Origin of the sequence: Azonexus sp. IMCC34839 (assembly GCF_047047955.1) — a bacterium.
Lineage (GTDB): Bacteria > Pseudomonadota > Gammaproteobacteria > Burkholderiales > Rhodocyclaceae > Azonexus.
In genome coordinates, this window is sequence record NZ_CP150631.1 from 3,436,629 (window position 1) to 3,452,077 (window position 15,449).

11 protein-coding genes are annotated in these 15,449 nt (G+C 61.6%); 7 read left to right on the plus strand and 4 right to left on the minus strand.

Features of this window, described 5'->3' with window-relative positions:
* Positions 1-61 precede the first annotated feature (61 nt).
* The 7 genes from paaH to WIF35_RS16855 all read left to right on the plus strand — a co-directional run bounded on the left by paaH (position 62) and on the right by WIF35_RS16855 (position 7,407).
* Positions 62-1,534, plus strand: coding sequence for a 3-hydroxyacyl-CoA dehydrogenase PaaH (gene paaH, locus WIF35_RS16825; RefSeq protein WP_412481262.1), 1,473 nt, complete (start codon positions 62-64; stop codon positions 1,532-1,534).
* Positions 1,527-1,991: a hydroxyphenylacetyl-CoA thioesterase PaaI gene (gene paaI / locus WIF35_RS16830; protein WP_412479367.1), complete on the plus strand. Its 465-nt coding sequence runs from the start codon at positions 1,527-1,529 to the stop codon at positions 1,989-1,991. The genes paaH and paaI overlap by 8 nt, the downstream gene beginning before the upstream one ends.
* 29 nt (positions 1,992-2,020) lie before the next feature.
* On the plus strand, positions 2,021-3,346 hold the full coding sequence (gene paaK / locus WIF35_RS16835) for a phenylacetate--CoA ligase PaaK (RefSeq protein WP_412479368.1): 1,326 nt from the start codon (positions 2,021-2,023) through the stop codon (positions 3,344-3,346).
* Between the two features lie 10 nt (positions 3,347-3,356).
* Positions 3,357-4,562, plus strand: a complete 1,206-nt coding sequence (gene pcaF, locus WIF35_RS16840; RefSeq protein WP_412479369.1) for a 3-oxoadipyl-CoA thiolase — start codon at positions 3,357-3,359, stop codon at positions 4,560-4,562.
* Between the two features lie 27 nt (positions 4,563-4,589).
* Positions 4,590-5,735, plus strand: a complete 1,146-nt coding sequence (locus tag WIF35_RS16845; protein WP_412479370.1) for an ABC transporter substrate-binding protein — start codon at positions 4,590-4,592, stop codon at positions 5,733-5,735.
* A 104-nt stretch (positions 5,736-5,839) separates the two neighbouring features.
* Entirely contained in the window at positions 5,840-6,613 is a 774-nt protein-coding gene (locus WIF35_RS16850) for an enoyl-CoA hydratase (RefSeq protein WP_412479371.1), read from the plus strand.
* An 11-nt stretch (positions 6,614-6,624) separates the two neighbouring features.
* The gene (locus WIF35_RS16855) at positions 6,625-7,407 is read left to right on the plus strand and encodes an enoyl-CoA hydratase/isomerase family protein (protein ID WP_412481263.1); all 783 of its coding nucleotides are present in this window, start codon (positions 6,625-6,627) and stop codon (positions 7,405-7,407) included.
* Between the two features lie 221 nt (positions 7,408-7,628).
* On the opposite strand, the gene WIF35_RS16860 is transcribed toward WIF35_RS16855, so the two are convergent.
* The 4 genes from WIF35_RS16860 to WIF35_RS16875 all read right to left on the minus strand — a co-directional run bounded on the left by WIF35_RS16860 (position 7,629) and on the right by WIF35_RS16875 (position 15,398).
* Complete coding sequence (locus WIF35_RS16860) at positions 7,629-12,650, minus strand: PAS domain S-box protein (RefSeq protein WP_412479372.1); 5,022 nt, start codon at positions 12,648-12,650, stop codon at positions 7,629-7,631.
* A gap of 7 nt (positions 12,651-12,657) precedes the next feature.
* Entirely contained in the window at positions 12,658-13,314 is a 657-nt protein-coding gene (locus WIF35_RS16865) for a histidine phosphatase family protein (protein WP_412479373.1), read from the minus strand.
* On the minus strand, positions 13,311-14,492 hold the full coding sequence (locus tag WIF35_RS16870) for a two-component system response regulator (RefSeq protein WP_412479374.1): 1,182 nt from the start codon (positions 14,490-14,492) through the stop codon (positions 13,311-13,313). The genes WIF35_RS16865 and WIF35_RS16870 overlap by 4 nt, the downstream gene beginning before the upstream one ends.
* Positions 14,493-14,597: 105 nt before the next feature.
* On the minus strand, positions 14,598-15,398 hold the full coding sequence (locus tag WIF35_RS16875) for an IclR family transcriptional regulator (RefSeq protein ID WP_412479375.1): 801 nt from the start codon (positions 15,396-15,398) through the stop codon (positions 14,598-14,600).
* Positions 15,399-15,449 lie beyond the last annotated feature (51 nt).

Sequence of the window (15,449 nt, forward strand, 5' to 3'; positions counted from 1 at the left end):
AAGCGTGAGCCAAGCACCCCTTCCTCAACAGACCATCGTCGCCGTGGTCGGTACCGGTGCCATGGGCGCTGGTATCGCCCAAGTGGCGGCCGCTGCCGGGCATACGGTCAAATTGCTCGATGCGCGCAGCGATGCGGCGGTTCGCGCCGTCGCCGGCATCCGAAGCCAGTTCGCCAAGCTGGCCGAAAAAGGCAAGATGAACACCGAAGCGGCCGAGGCGGCCGGGCAGCGCCTGGTTGCCGTCAATCAACTGTCGGACCTGGCCGATGCCGGACTGGTGGTCGAAGCCATCGTCGAAAACCTGGAAGCCAAGCAAAAGCTGTATGCCGACCTCGAAGCCATCGTCGGCTCCGAGTGCATCTTCGGCACCAATACCTCGTCGATTTCCGTGACGGCCATCGGTGCCGCACTGAAGCGACCGGAACGCCTGGCTGGGCTGCATTTCTTCAACCCGGCGCCGCTAATGGCACTGGTCGAGATCGTCTCCGGCCTTGCCACCGACAAGGCAGTGGCCGACACCTTGTTCGCCACGGCCAATGCCTGGGGCAAGACGGCAGTTCACGCCAAGTCGACACCGGGTTTCATCGTCAATCGCGTGGCCCGTCCCTATTATGCCGAAGCCCTGCGCGTTGCCCAGGAAGGTGCGGCCGATTACGCCACCATCGATGCCTGCTGCCGCGAAGCCGGCGGCTTCCGCATGGGGCCCTTCGAGCTGATGGACATGATCGGCCACGACGTGAATTTCGCCGTGACCAATTCCGTCTGGCGGGCCTTCTACAACGACCCGCGCTTTTTGCCTTCGCTGATCCAGCAGGAGTTGGTCGATGCCGGCTTTTATGGCCGGAAGTCCGGACGCGGTTTCTACGATTACCGCGATGGGGCCGTCAAGCCAGAGCCACAGACCGAAGCCGCCCAGACGCCTGCCGGAAAGATCACCATTTTCGGTGAGTCGGAGTTGGCGGAAATCCTGGTCGAGCGGCTGCAGGATGCCAGCCGCTCCTATACCCGGGCTCCGGACTGCGACGGTCGTATCGCCGAAATCGGCCTGGCCAAGATTTACGTAACCGACGGCCGTACTGCCACCCAGCGGGCCGCAGAAACCGGGGTCGCCAATACCGTGCTGATCGATCTGGCACTGGACTATGCCAAGGCCACCCGCCTGGCCTTCGCGGCGGCAGAGCAGTGCGACCCGGCGGCGATCGCCTCGGCCATCGGCCTGCTGCAGGCGACGGGTTTTGCCGTCTCGCGTTTTCTCGACGTGCCAGGTCTGGTCGTCATGCGCACCGTGGCCATGCTGGCCAATGAAGCCGCCGATGCGGTCAATCAGGGCGTGTGCACCGAAAAGGGCGCCGACCAGGCCATGCGCCTCGGGGTCAATTATCCGCAGGGGCCGCTGGCCTGGGCCGATCAGGTGGGCGTCTCCGTGATCCGCAATGTCCTGGCCAACCTGGCTGCCAGCTACGGCGAGGATCGCTACCGCATTTCACCGTTGATCCAGCGTGCCGTATTTGCCGGAAGGAATATTCATGACTGAACCGAAACTCAGCCCGGCCGAGGCGCAAGCACTGGCCGATGCCACCGCCGAGGCGATGTACTCGCGCGACCGTGCTGCCCAGGCGCTTGGTATCAAGATCGTTCGCGTCCAGCCGGGGGCTTCCTTGCTCACCATGGTGGTTCGTTCCGACATGGTCAACGGCCACCACATTTGCCATGGCGGCATGATTTTCAGCCTGGCCGATACGGCGTTTGCCTACGCCTGCAACAGCTACAACAAGAACACCGTCGCCTCGGCCTGCCATATCGACTTCCTGGCCCCGGCCAAGGAAGGCGAGACGTTGGAGGCGGAAGCCGTCGAGCAATCGGCGGCCGGGCGCACCGGCGTTTACGACATTACCGTGCGTAACAACCACGGCAAGACCATCGCCCTGTTTCGGGGCAAGAGTTATCGCATCAACGGCGAAGTGATCGCCGGATTGCAGCAGGCCGACTGAGTCTGCGCGAACCCACGGAGGAGACAAACATGACAGTCAAGAAACCCTTGCCCGGCGATCTCGAACCGATCGAGACGGCCAGCCGCGAAGAAATTTCGGCGCTACAACTCGAGCGTCTGAAGTGGTCGGTCCGCCATACCTACGACAACGTCGAGGCCTATCGCAAGAAATGCCAGGAAAAGGGCGTTACGCCCGATGACCTGAAGGAACTCGCCGACCTCGGCAAATTCCCGTTCATGACCAAGACGGACCTGCGCGACAACTACCCCTTCGGTTTGTTTGCCGTACCGCGCGAGAAGGTGGTTCGCCTGCATGCTTCGAGCGGCACGACCGGCAAGTCGGTGGTCGTCGGTTATACGCAGAACGACATCGACAACTGGGCCAATCTGATCGCCCGCTCCCTGCGTGCGGCCGGTGTCCGTGCCGGTGACATGGTGCATAACGCCTACGGCTACGGCATGTTCACCGGTGGTCTGGGGGCACATTACGGCATCGAGCGCCTGGGTTGCACGGCGGTTCCGATGTCCGGCGGCCAGACCGAGAAGCAGGTCCAGCAGATCGTCGATTTCAAGCCGGATGCCATCATGGTCACGCCGTCCTATTCCCTAGTCATCGCCGAGGAGTTCGAGCGTCTGGGCATCAAGCCGGAAGACATTTCCCTCAAGGTCGGTATTTTCGGTGCCGAGCCGTGGGGCGAGGGCATGCGCGCCGAGATCGAGAAGAAGCTCGGCATTGACGCTATCGACATCTACGGCCTGACCGAGGTCATGGGGCCGGGGGTCGCCTGTGAATGCATCGAAACCAAGGATGGTCCGGTGATCTGGGAAGACCATTTCTACCCCGAGATCATCGATCCGGAAACCGGCGAAGTCCTGCCTGACGGTTCCGAAGGCGAGTTGGTCTTCACTTCGCTGACCAAGGAAGCCTTCCCGGTCATCCGCTATCGCACGCGTGACCTGACCCGCCTGTTGCCGCCCACTGCCCGTTCCTTCCGCCGCATCGGCAAGATCACCGGCCGTACCGACGACATGCTGATCATCCGCGGGGTCAATGTTTTCCCGACGCAGATCGAGGAACAGATCCTGCGCGACAAGCGCCTGGCGGGCAATTATCAGGTTGTGGTCACCCGCGACGGCCACCTCGATAACCTGGAAGTGCGTTGTGAAGTCCAGCGCGAACTCTCGGGCAAGCTGAGCCCGGCCGAAATCCAGTCCATTGCCAAGGAACTGCAGCACCGGATCAAGACCATCATCGGCGTGTCGACCAAGATCACCGTCATGGAATTCGACGCCATTCCGCGCACGCTGGTCGGCAAGGCCAAGCGCGTGCTCGACGAGCGCCCGAAGCAGAACTGAGGAAATGACGATGACCGAAGCTTTCATTTGCGATGCCATCCGCACGCCCATCGGCCGCTACGGCGGCGCCTTGTCCGGGGTGCGCGCCGACGATCTCGGCGCCATTCCGTTGAAGGCGCTGATGGAGCGCAATCCGCAGGTCGACTGGACGGCGGTCGATGACATCATCTACGGCTGCGCCAATCAGGCGGGCGAGGACAATCGCAACGTCGCCCGCATGTCCGGCTTGCTGGCCGGTTTGCCCATCGAAGTGCCGGGTACCACGGTGAACCGCCTGTGCGGCTCCGGCATGGATGCGGTGGGTCTGGCCGCGCGCTCGATCAAGTCCGGCGAAGCCAGCCTGATGATCGCCGGCGGGGTCGAGAGCATGTCGCGCGCCCCGTTCGTGATGGGCAAGGCGGAGTCGGCTTTCTCGCGCCAGGCGGCGATTTTCGATACCACCATCGGCTGGCGCTTCATCAACCCCCTGATGAAGAAGCTGTACGAAACCCATTCGATGCCGCAAACGGCGGACAACGTGGCCGAGGAGTTCAAGATCAGCCGCGCCGACCAGGACGCCTTCGCCTTGCGCTCGCAGCAGCGCTGGGCAGCCGCTCACGCTGCCGGGCGTTTTGGCGACGAACTGGTGCCGGTGGTGATTCCGCAGAAGAAGGGGGATGCTAAGGTTATCGATACCGACGAACACCCGCGTCCGGAAACCACGCTGGAGATGCTGGCCAAGCTGAAGGGGGTCAATGGACCCGAATTGAGCGTGACCGCCGGCAATGCCTCCGGGGTCAATGACGGTGCCTGCGCCTTGTTGCTGGCTTCGGCCGACGCGGCCGGGAAATTCGGCCTGACGCCGCTGGCGCGCGTTGTCGGCATGGCGACGGCCGGCGTACCGCCCCGCATCATGGGCTTCGGCCCGGCACCGGCCGTGCGTAAGGTGCTAGCCCAGACCGGGCTGACGCTGGCGCAGATGGAGGTCATCGAGTTGAACGAGGCTTTCGCCGCACAAGGCCTGGCGGTCATGCGCGACCTCGGTCTGGCTGACGATGAGCCCCGCGTCAATCCCAACGGCGGCGCCATCGCCCTAGGGCATCCGCTCGGCATGAGCGGCGCCCGCCTGGTGACGACCGCGGCTTACGAACTCAAGCGCCGTGGCGGCCGCTATGCCTTGTGCACCATGTGTATTGGTGTCGGACAGGGGATCGCCATGGTGATCGAGCGTGTTTGAAATTATTCCAACAGAGGAGACAAACCCATGAAGCACAGCATCAAGAAGCTCGTTGCCGGTTCCGCCCTGGTGTTTGGCGCTTTCGGCGCCTTCGCTGCCGATCCGATCAAGATCGGTTCTGTCCTGTCCGTCACCGGGCCAGCGGCTTTCCTCGGCGATCCGGAACTGAAGACGTTGCAGCTCTATGTCGAGGACATCAACAAGAAGGGTGGCGTCAATGGTCGTCCGCTACAGTTGGTGCATTACGACGATGGCAGCGATGCCAACAAGGCCAACGGTTTCACCAAGCGCCTGATCGAGGACGACAAGGTGGATGTTCTGGTCGGTGGCACCACCACCGGCGCCACCATGTCTTCCGTACCGCTGGCTGAGAAGGCTGGTATTCCGTTCGTTTCGCTGGCCGGTGCCGTGGTCATCGTTGAGCCGGTCAAGAAGTGGGTGTTCAAGACGCCGCACACCGACCGCATGGCGGCGGAAAAGGTCTTCGAGGACATGAAGAAGCGCGGCCTGACCAAGGTGGCCTTGCTGTCCGAGACCTCCGGCTTTGGCGCCTCCGGCAAGAAGGAAACGGAAGCGGTCGCCGGCAAGTACGGCATCACTCTGGTAGCCAACGAGACTTACGGTCCGAAGGATACGGACATGAGCCCGCAGCTGACCAAGATCAAGACCACGCCGGGGGTCCAGGCCGTGTTCGTGTTCGGTCTGGGGCAGGGGCCGGCCATCGTGACCAAGAACTACAAGCAACTTGGTATCACGCTGCCGCTCTACCAGTCGCACGGCGTCGCTTCCGACGAATTCCTGAAGCTGGCAGGCCCCGCTGCCGAAGGTGTTCGTCTGCCGTCGCCGGCGCAGTTGATCCCGGAAAAGCTGCCGGCCAAGGATCCGCAGAAGCCGGTGGTGACCGCCTATGAACAAGCCTACAAGGCAGCCTACAAGAGCGATGTCTCGACCTTTGGCGGTTATGCCTATGACGGCCTGATGCTGGCGGTGGATGCTATCAAGCGCGCCGGCGGCACCGACAAGGCCAAGGTGCGTGACGCGCTCGAAGCCACCAAGGGCTTCGTCGGCACCAGCGGCACCTTCAACATGTCGCCGACCGATCACATGGGGCTCGATCTTTCCGCTTTCCGCCTGCTTGAAGTGAAGAACGGCGACTGGAATATCGTCCAGTAAGCAAACCCATTCCAACGCACTGGGTTGGTCCGGTGCCATGAATCTGACACTGCACTTTGGGCCGCCTGGGTCATGCCCGGCGGCCACTTTTTTGGAGAAAGAACATGAGCGAACTCGTCCTCAGCGAGATCCACGGCCGCGTCGGCCTGATCCGCATCAACCGCCCGGAGGCGATGAACGCCCTGAACAACGAAGTGGTCGATGGCATCGCTGCTACGGTGGACCGCTTCGAAAGCGATGAAAACATCGGCTGCATCGTCATCACCGGCAATGAGAAAGCCTTCGCCGCCGGGGCCGATATCGGCTTCATGAAGGATTTCGACTACATGCATGCCTACAAGACCGATTTCATCACCCGCAACTGGGAGCGCATCAAGACGGCACGCAAGCCGGTGATCGCGGCAGTGGCTGGTTTCGCCTTGGGCGGTGGCTGTGAAATGGCGATGATGTGCGACATGATCTTCGCCGCCGACACGGCCAAGTTCGGCCAGCCGGAAATCAAGCTGGGCACCTTGCCCGGTGCCGGTGGCACGCAACGCCTGCCGCGCGCGGTCGGCAAGGCCAAGGCGATGGATATGTGCCTGACTGCCCGCATGATGGACGCCACTGAAGCCGAAAAATCCGGCCTGGTCGCCCGCATCTTCCCGGCCGACCAACTGCTCGACGAGACCCTGAAGGCCGCCCAGACCATCGCCGGCTTCTCGCTACCGGTGGTCATGATGATCAAGGAATCGGTCAATCGCGCCTTCGAATCCTCGCTCAACGAAGGGCTGCTGTTCGAACGCCGGGTTTTCCATTCGGCCTTCGCGGTCGAGGATCAGAAGGAAGGCATGGCCGCCTTCGTCGAGAAGCGCAAGCCGGCTTTCAAGCATCGCTGAGGATGAGCACCATGTACGAAACGCTGGAAATCGAACGGGCCGGCAAGGTCGCCACGATCTGGATGAACCGGCCGTCCGTCTACAACGCCTTCGACGAGCAATTGATCGCCGAACTCGATGCCGCGTGCCGCGAACTCGATGCCGACGCGAGCGTACGAGTCGTCGTGCTTGGCGGTCGTGGCCGGCACTTTTCGGCCGGCGCCGACCTGAACTGGATGAAGCGTGCCGCGCAATTCACCACCGAGCAAAACCTCGAAGACGCTCGCCGCTTCGCCGGCATGCTGCGGACCCTGGCCGAGATGGGCAAGCCGACCATTGCGCGCATCCAGGGGGCGGCGCTCGGCGGCGGCACGGGTCTCGCTGCCGCCTGCGACATGGCGGTTGCCGACACGACGGCGGTGTTCTCCACCTCCGAGGTGAAGTTCGGCATCATCCCGTCGGCGATCAGCCCCTACGTGCTGCGCGCCATCGGCCCGCGTCATGCCTTGCGCTATTTTCAGAGCGCCGAACGGATCACGGCCGAACGTGCGCTGGCCATCGGCCTGGTCGGCGAGGTTGTTCCTCCGGAGCAACTCGATGCCGTCGTGGCGCAACTGGCCGATGTCCTGTTGCAGGGTGGTCCGCAGGCACAAAAGGCGGCCAAGGCGCTCATTGCTGCGGTGCACGGGCAAAAAATCGATGAAATCATTAGTGAGGAAACTGCTCGCCGCATTGCCCGCCAGCGTGCGACCGACGAGGCCAAGGATGGCATTGCTGCCTTTCTGGAGAAGCGCCCGCCAGCCTGGCTGGCCTGAGCGGGGAAGGTCAGCCGCCATCCGGCAACTACCACGGGGCAGCTGGCGTCGTCCATGGAAAGCGCGGCAGGCCAAGGTGTGCTGGGGATCTCGATCCACGATGCCGTGGTTGAACGCCAGTCGTACTAAGGTCAGGTGGATGGGGATCGAACGGTCGAGCTTGCCAGGGCGGCGTTGCCGGCATTTCCGGGTTGGGCTCGACATCAGAACCTGGCTACAGGCTACAGCGTGATCCCCGCACTGGCCGCGTAGACTTCGAGATGAACCAGCGCCGCGGCGAATTCATATTCGTTGATGCACGCCTGCATTTTGCCAAAGGCATCGCCCATGGCAGCGCGCAGCACTGCCTCGTTGTTGGCGAGTGTGCTAGTGCCCATGTAGTCGTCGCTGCGCAGCTGGCGTGCCAGCGTACGGCAGATCTCCTGCAACTTGTCGGGATCTATCGTTACGCCCGGCTTGCTTTCTGTGGCCTCAGGCAAAGCCAGTAGCGGGTGGAGCGCATCGTGCAGTTTTGTGACCGCGGTGGACATGGCCGCCAAGTCGTCAGCGCTGGGCAAGCTACCCTGGCGAGTGAGCGTCTCGAGCTGCGCTGCCTGGGCAGACAGTGGCCGGGCACCGACCTGGGCGGCGATGCCTTTCAGGGTATGCAGCAGTAACTCGCAGGCTGCACGGTCTCCGGCTGCGACCAAATTGGCGCTGCGCGACGGGAAGTCGGCAAGCGCCTTCTCAAAACGTTGGAGCAGCGAGAGGTATAGGCTGGTGCGGCCCATGGCCTGGTGCAGGCCAGTCGCCACATCCAGCCCCTCCACTTCGGCCAGTGCCGGCGGCAGGCTGGCAGCAAGCGCCGCTACCGCATCTGGTTCCGGCGGGGCACTGAGCTGCCTGGACGAGGTCGTTGTAGCGCGGGGTGGAATCCAGCATAGCAACTTCCGCCAGAGGTCCTCCGGATCGATTGGCTTGGCAATGTGATCGTTCATGCCGGCCGCCAGGCAGCGCTCGCGGTCACCGGACATCGCATTGGCCGTCATCGCAACAATGGGCAATGCGGCACAGTGCGGCAGGCGACGAATTTCCTGCGTCGCCGTCAGGCCGTCCATGACCGGCATCTGCATGTCCATCAGCACAATGTCGCAGTCCAGCGGAACACCACGCGCGCGGAGCATTTCCAAGGCGACGGCACCGTTACTGGCCAGTTCGACGACGAAGCCGGCGTCCTCGAGCAGTGCAGTTGCGACCTCCTGATTGAGGTCGTTGTCCTCGACCAACAGCACGCGAGCACCGGCGATCGGTGATAGGTCGACGGCTGGTACCAGTCCGGTCTGGCCGGAGCGAAACTCGACCGGCAGGCCGCGCAAGGTGCGCAGCACGGTATCGAACAACAGAGAGGCAGTGACAGGCTTGATCAGCACATCTTCGAAACCGGCATCGCCGGCCGCTTTCATGATTTCGTCCCGACCGTAGGCGGTGATCATGATCAGATGTGGCATGGTTGTATTGAGGGCAGCGTGAATCTCGCGTGCTGTGGCAATGCCGTCCAGTACCGGCATCTGCCAGTCGATAAAAATCACCTCGTAAGGCTGGTTCACCGCAGCTGCACGCACGATCTCGGTGATCGCGGTGCGTCCGGAGGCGGCCGCGCTGACGTTGAGCGACATGCTGCGGAGCATGTCGCAGATCACCTCACGGGCAGATTCATTGTCGTCGACGACGAGTACCCGCCGGTTGCGCAAATCCGGGTCTGGCAGCAGGTTACGCACCTTTTCCGTGCCACGGCCGAGGCGGGCCGTGAACCAGAAAGTGGAGCCTTGTCCCGGCGTACTGTCCACTCCGACCTGGCCATCCATCAGTTCAGCAAGTTGGCGTGAGATGGCTAGGCCCAGGCCGGTTCCGCCAAATTTTCGTGTCGTTGAGCTATCGGCTTGCTCGAAACTCTGGAATAGACGAGCACGCTGCTCAGGCTCGATGCCGATGCCGGTGTCGCGGACGGAGAAGTGAAGCACTACGTCCTGTGCCAAACTCTCCGCCAGCTTTATCTGGATCGCAATTTCGCCGTGCTCGGTGAACTTGACGGCATTGTTGGCGTAATTGATCAGAATCTGCCCGAGACGTAGCGGATCACCGATCAGGCCGCGTGGCACATCGGGCGCGACGTCGATGATCAGTTCCAGGCCCTTGGCCGCTGCCTTTTCGGCGATCAGGCCGGCAACATTCTCAAATACCTGGTCGAGCTCGAACTCGATGTGCTCGACGATCATCTTGCCGGCTTCGATCTTCGACAGGTCGAGGATGTCGTTGATGATGCCGAGCAGATGCTGGCTCGATGCCTGGATCTTTCCCAAGTAATCACGCTGGCGCGGCGTCAGCTCGGTCTTCATGACCAAGTGAGACATGCCAATGATGGCATTCATCGGGGTGCGGATTTCGTGGCTCATGTTGGCCAGGAAATCGGATTTCATCCGTGCCGCGGCTTCAGCCAATTCGCGCGCGCTTTGCATTTGCTCGATGGCTGCGCGTTCGACGGAAATGTCCTCGATGACCCAGACCGTTCCTTTACTCCGATCCTCGATATCGACTGCAGTCCCCGTCAGGCGTGCCCAGAACAGGCTGCCGTCCCGCCGCATCAGTTGCTGCTCGCGACGGTGGACCTCGCCGCGCCAGATTATTTCGTAGACCTCGCCGCCGCCAGCCGCCTCGGAAGCGGCATCTGGATACCAGAGTGTGGTGCGCTGGCCGATCATCTGACCTTGCGGCCAGCCGAATATTTCGTGCAGACGCCGGTTGCCGCGCCGGATGACGCGCTCGCTGATCAAGGCAATGCCGGAGTTGGCGGTGTCGAAGATCGCTTGCTGTTCCTCGCTGGCAAGATGCAATGCTTCGACAGCTGCCCGCTCGTCAGTGATGTCCTCGATGATGCCAACCATGCCCTTGGAGGGGTCTTCCGGGTCGACGGCATGTCCGGACATACGGACCCAGAAGCGGCTGCCATCGCGGCGCACGACCTGTTGCTCCCGGACGTGGATCTCGCCGCGCCAGATCTGTTCGTAGACCTCGCGTCCTGCCTGCTCGCTTGCCGCATCGTCGATGTACCAGATGCGTGTTGGTTGGCCGATCTGCTCTCCGGGCGCGTAGCCGAACATCTCGTCCAGGCGCCGGTTGCAGCGCACAATGCGACGATCACGCATGAGGACGATGCCGGCGCTGGCCGCATCGAACAAGGCATTCTGTTCGCGCAGCGCCACGTTGAGTTCTGCTGTCCGGCTTTCGACGAGTTGTTCGAGTTGGGTGCGGTGGCGCTCCAACTCGTCGCTCATCTGCTGTTTCTGCGTGATGTCTTCCTTGATCGCGACGTAATGGGTGATCTCGCCGTCCGACTGGCGCAAGGGAATGATGATCGAGGCTTCGATCTGGTCTCTGCCATCCTTGGTCCGGTTGAAGAATACCCCTCGCCACGTGTTGCCAGCATGCAGGGTCGCCCACATGTCGCGGTAGGTTTCGCTCGGCGTACGTCCCGACTTGAGCAGGCTCGGGGTCTGGCCAAGGCTTTCGGCCCGGCTGAAACCGGTATTCACCGTGAAAGCGTCGTTAACGTATTCGATGCGTGAGTTGAGGTCGGTAATGATGATCGGGTTAGGACTTTGCTCAATGACCAGCGAAAGTTTGTTGATCTCGGCGGCAGCAAGTTTTTCCCCGGTTACGTCGCGCCAGATTCCAACCAGGTAATTGCGCCCCTTCTGTCGGATGCCACGTACTCTGACGCGTACGTCGAGCAATCGGCCATCCTTGCCGCGGTGCCGGTTCTCGAATTCGATCGTTTGCCCGATGCTGATGGTGGCGGCCAGTGCAGCAAGATCTTCGTGGCTGCGAGCGGCCTGAATCGCACTGAGCGGCATGCCGAGCATTTCGTCACGGCTGTAGCCAAGCAGTCTGCAGCTGACGGCGTTGACCTCGATAAAGCGAAGGCTTTCGGCATCGATGATTTCAATGGCATCCGGTGCCTCGGCAATCACAGCATCCAGTAACTCCTGCCGATCGCGTTCAGCGGCCAGCGTGCGCCGTCGCTCGATGGCCGTGGCCAGGTGGGCAGCGACGGCAACCAGCAAGTCGTTTTCCTCGCTCAGGAATGGCGGCCCACTCTCCGTTGGCAGGCTGCCAGCATAGACAACCACGACGCGGCTGGGAGTCCCATCGACTCCCAGGAAGGGGGCCGCCAATTCGTTGCCATCTGCCAATTGCCCCGCATTCTGGTCAGTAGACTCTATGCGAGCACTGGCCAGCGCGGGGAAGCGAAAGGCGGCCGGCAGGCGCCGGGCTACGACTTCGAACATCTCGGCGACCGGCATGTCATCCTGCTGCGTGATGCGTGATACCTCAAGCAGACAGGAGAGTTCCTTCATGCGCTCGCCAAGCTCATGCTGTGCCTGACGATGCGCCAGGCTGGTGTCGCGGAAGGTAAGCACGGCTTGCGCCAAGTCGCGTAAAAGGCTACGCGGGTCAGTTGCCGCACGCACGACGATGGGCAAGGTCGCCGGATCCGTCTCCCCATGGGCCAAGGCCTCGAGCGCCTCGGTCAGGCCTGATAGGCGGCGGATCAACCGGCGGATCAGCAGGATCGAGACCAACAAGAGCAGTAGCACCAGACCTGCACCGCTCATAACGTTCTGCACGGCGTGCCCGGCGAGCAGGGCCTCCTGCTCGACGCTGCCGGTTAGTGCCTTGTCGACTGCGGCGCCTGAAACTTCACGTGAATGCTGGGACAGGAAAAGGTACTGGTTGGCGGCCTGGTAGGCACTGCGCATCGCGCCCGGTGGATTGATCGCGGCGAGGTCTGTGGCTTCGATGACCAGCTTGCGGTATTGCTGGAAATGCGCCTCGACATCCCGCATTGCCGCAGCATTTTCGGCCGTGCGCAACACGGGGAGTTGCTGCTCGAGCAAGGCCAGGCGATCGACAACCCGGGTATGCGTGGCGTAGGTTGCGGCTTCGTCCAGTCGTCCCGCCGCGGCCTCTTCAAGCGCAGTTGCGACCAACTCCTGGATCGCAGCCAGTTCATGATTGAAATCGGTGGCCTGCTTAACCTTCTGCAGATTGCCAGCTTGCTGCTGGCTACTGGCCAGGTGTGCCTGGCGCAGTTTGTAGAACGAGACAAGATTGAGCCCGCCGGCCAATAGCGCAACCAGCACCACGGGCAAGAAAAAAATCAGGAGGTAGGGCGAGAGGCGCGGACGCGGTGTGTTGGCATCCATGGACGGCTCAGTGCTGCAGTTCGGCCCAGTGCGACGGTGGAATGCTGGCAACGTAGTCGAAGCCGGCAACCCCGAGCGGCCGGAAGACGACCAGAGTCGCCTCCTTGGGGAAATACCCGATGAGGTCCATCAGGTTGGGGGCATGCGCAACCAGAAGGCGATTACGCCCACCGGGCACTGGCTCGGAGAGCAGGCGTCGGGTGTTGGTGAGAATCGGCACTTTCTGCTCGCTAGTCAGGTTGGCGGTATACATCAGATCATTGTCGATGCTCGGTTGACTTGCCGGAAAGGCTGCCGCAGTCGATTCTCGGACCCGGCATAACGGGCTGATGCGAATTTCGCCAAGCGGGATACCTGCCTTGCGCACCGCTTCGCCAACTCGCAGCATCTGCTTGCGTCCTTCCTCGGTCAGCGGCCGTTGTGTCGAGCAGTCGTTGAGGTCGACGGAGGGAAATCGGTCAGGACGCGCGTTGTCGGTCTGGCCATGCCGGAGGTAGAGTACGTAACCTCCGTTCCGGAGTTGCTTGAGCAGATCCGGGGTCGCCAACACTTCGGCGAATTTCTGTGCAGAGCTCGGCGCCGTCGCCATCGGGTCTGCTGCCCATGCTCCAAATGCGGCAATCGCGATGCCGAGCAGCATCATGCGCTTCAATATCAGATTCATCGGGTTTCTCCCGTACTTTCCGTTTCATGGTCCGGGAAGCGGGCTGCAATCTCCGCAAAGCGATCGCGACAAGCCACGAAGGCATCGACCACGTCAGGATCGAAATGTTTGTTGCGTCCATCGAGGATGATTCGAGTTGCCTCGTCAAGGGACATTGGCGGCTTATAGACGCGGCGACTGATCAGTGCGTCGAATACGTCAGCCAAGGCCATCAGACGCGCTGAGACCGGAATCTCGGCACCCGAGAGGCCGGCTGGATAGCCGCTGCCATCCCATTTTTCCTGGTGCCCGAGCGAAATTTCGCGTGCCACTTTTAGGAAGGTAAAGGCACCATCGGCCAGCTCGGCCGTACCCGTATCGGCGCCGGCAAGCGACTGTGCGATGGCCCGGTCGATGGCATCTGCACCGATGAGCGGATGGGTTTTCATGATGTCAAACTCTTCCGGCGTTAGGCGACCAGGCTTGAGCAGAATTGCATCGGGGATACCTACTTTACCGATGTCGTGCAGAGGAGCGGCTTTGACCACCATTTCCAAGCGAGAACCGCTCAGCGCAGAGCTGAAGGCTGGGTGCTCGACTAAATGGCGGGCCAGTACTTCAACATAGAGTTGCGTACGCACGATATGGTTGCCGGTTTCAGTGTCGCGCGCTTCCGCAAGGCAAGCTAGTGCGCGCACGCTTAGATCCTGGATAAGCAGGTTTTCGCGCATGCGTCGGGAAATTTCTTGCTCCAGCCAGTCATTTTCGCGGGCCAAACGGTCCCGTGCCTGCTTGAGTTCAAGTTGCGTGCGGACGCGGGCCAAGACGACGGCGGGATTGAACGGCTTGGAGATATAGTCGACAGCACCTTGCTGCAGGCCGCGTTCCTCGTCCTCGGATGCCGACATGGCGGTAATGAAAATAACCGGGATATCTGCCGTCATCGGGTCTGCGCGAAGCTTGCCAAGCACCTCGTAACCATCCATGCCGGGCATCATGACGTCGAGCAGGATAAGGTCGGGACGTGTTCCGGTGCGAGCCGCGCGCAGGGCTCGTTCGCCCGAGTTGGCGGCTCTGATCTGGTAGGAGGGGCACAGCAATTCACCGAGAATCGTCAGATTTTGCGGTGTGTCGTCAACTATCAGGATGGTGGCGGCCGGCTGCTCGATTTCGACCGCCGAATGCAATGCTCCGGTCATTGTCGCCTCCTTTTTCGGTGATCATAACTCTAAAGTTCGACCATCTGCGTAATCTTTTTTAATATTTTATTAAATTTGGTGTTTTTGGCTAGCTGGCTGCCTGCTTTATACCGGAACCTTCGGGGTGCCGTGGGCGCCCAGTCGGAGCGAGAGCGCCTCGGCATGGCTTTTCAGGCTGGTTACTACCTGGCCATCGGCACTCATGTCGAACATTCCCTGCACGCCAACGACAACGACCGCCATGGTGATCTCGTTCTTGAAATTGAAGACTGGAGCTGCCACGGCCGCAACGCCAGGCACACGATGAAAGCCCGCAGTATCGGCAAATCCTTTGTCGCGGATGTCGGCCAGCATCGTTTCGATGCCGGTCTTGGTCTTGAGCTCGGGCGGAACGTCGGGTGCCTTGATTTCTGCCGCGATGAGCGGGGCGACGGTCTTTTTGGGCATCCATGCGGCGAACACGCGGCCGGTGGCCGAGGAGAGCAAATCCATCACCGTGCCGGTGATCACATTGACGGTGATCGGCCGGCGCGGCCGCTCCCAACGCACGATGACCGGGCCCTTGTCGCCCCAGACGGCGAGGGCGGTGGTCTGATTGATTTCGTCGCGCATGTCGGCGATGGTGTTCAGGCCCAGGCGAACGCGATCGAGCCGGTCGAGTGCGACCAGGCCGATATTCATGGCGAAAGCCCCGAGGTCGTAGCGCGAACTCATCGGATCCTGTTCGACCAGGCCGGCCCGGATCAGGCTGACCAGATAGCGGTGTACCTTGGATGCCGGCATGTCGGCGGCGGCGGCGATTTCCTTGAGCATCATCGAGCGCTGGCCGTTGACCATGGCCTTGAGGATGCTCATGCCGATTTCGAGTGACTGGACGCCATGTTTGTTGTCGATATCGTCGCTCATACGATCTCCCTAATTTTGTTATTCGGAATCAATTCTATAATTGCCAAATAA

Bases quoted from the DNA above. Each gene is read 5' to 3' on its own strand.
- WIF35_RS16875 (WP_412479375.1), bottom strand. From the start codon at position 15,398: ATGAGCGACGATATCGACAACAAACATGGCGTCCAGTCACTCGAAATC.
- WIF35_RS16870 (WP_412479374.1), bottom strand. From the start codon at position 14,492: ATGACCGGAGCATTGCATTCGGCGGTCGAAATCGAGCAGCCGGCCGCC.
- WIF35_RS16845 (WP_412479370.1), top strand. From the start codon at position 4,590: ATGAAGCACAGCATCAAGAAGCTCGTTGCCGGTTCCGCCCTGGTGTTT.
- pcaF (WP_412479369.1), top strand. From the start codon at position 3,357: ATGACCGAAGCTTTCATTTGCGATGCCATCCGCACGCCCATCGGCCGC.
- paaK (WP_412479368.1), top strand. From the start codon at position 2,021: ATGACAGTCAAGAAACCCTTGCCCGGCGATCTCGAACCGATCGAGACG.
- WIF35_RS16860 (WP_412479372.1), bottom strand. From the start codon at position 12,650: ATGGATGCCAACACACCGCGTCCGCGCCTCTCGCCCTACCTCCTGATT.
- paaI (WP_412479367.1), top strand. From the start codon at position 1,527: ATGACTGAACCGAAACTCAGCCCGGCCGAGGCGCAAGCACTGGCCGAT.
- WIF35_RS16855 (WP_412481263.1), top strand. From the start codon at position 6,625: ATGTACGAAACGCTGGAAATCGAACGGGCCGGCAAGGTCGCCACGATC.
- WIF35_RS16865 (WP_412479373.1), bottom strand. From the start codon at position 13,314: ATGAATCTGATATTGAAGCGCATGATGCTGCTCGGCATCGCGATTGCC.
- WIF35_RS16850 (WP_412479371.1), top strand. From the start codon at position 5,840: ATGAGCGAACTCGTCCTCAGCGAGATCCACGGCCGCGTCGGCCTGATC.
- paaH (WP_412481262.1), top strand. From the start codon at position 62: ATGGGCGCTGGTATCGCCCAAGTGGCGGCCGCTGCCGGGCATACGGTC.